Here is a 390-nt window from a genome sequence, read left to right as displayed (position 1 = left end):
GAGGCGACGATCTACAATTGGAAGGCCAAATTCGGCGGCATGGACGTTTCCGAAGCGAAGCGGCTGAGGGCCTTGGAAGAGGAGAACGCGAAGCTGAAGAAGCTTCTGGCCGAGCAGATGCTCGATGCGGCCGCACTTCGCGAGCTCCTTTCAAAAAAATGGTAGGGCCCGCCGCCAAGCGCGCTGCGATCGCGCATCTGCAGGCCATCATGAGCCTGTCGGAACGGCGGGCCTGCTCGATCGTGGGAGCGGATCGGAAGATGATCCGCTATCGCTCCAGCCGCCCGCCGGACGCAGTTCTGCGTGGCCGATTGCGCGATCTCGCCAACGAGCGGCGGCGTTTCGGCTATCGCCGGTTGTTCGTCTTGCTGCGGCGGGAGGGCGAGCCAT

At 63.6% G+C, this 390-nt stretch carries 1 pseudogene; it reads left to right on the top strand.

The annotated features are described in order from the left end of the window. A pseudogene (locus tag XH79_RS00015) lies at positions 1 to 390 on the top strand (transposase); the annotation flags it as partial.

The organism is Bradyrhizobium sp. CCBAU 45389, from assembly GCF_028128625.1.
Classification (GTDB): domain Bacteria; phylum Pseudomonadota; class Alphaproteobacteria; order Rhizobiales; family Xanthobacteraceae; genus Bradyrhizobium; species Bradyrhizobium liaoningense_B.
Note: the sequence above shows the minus strand (reverse complement) of the source record. Positions and strands in the feature narration are given on the sequence as shown.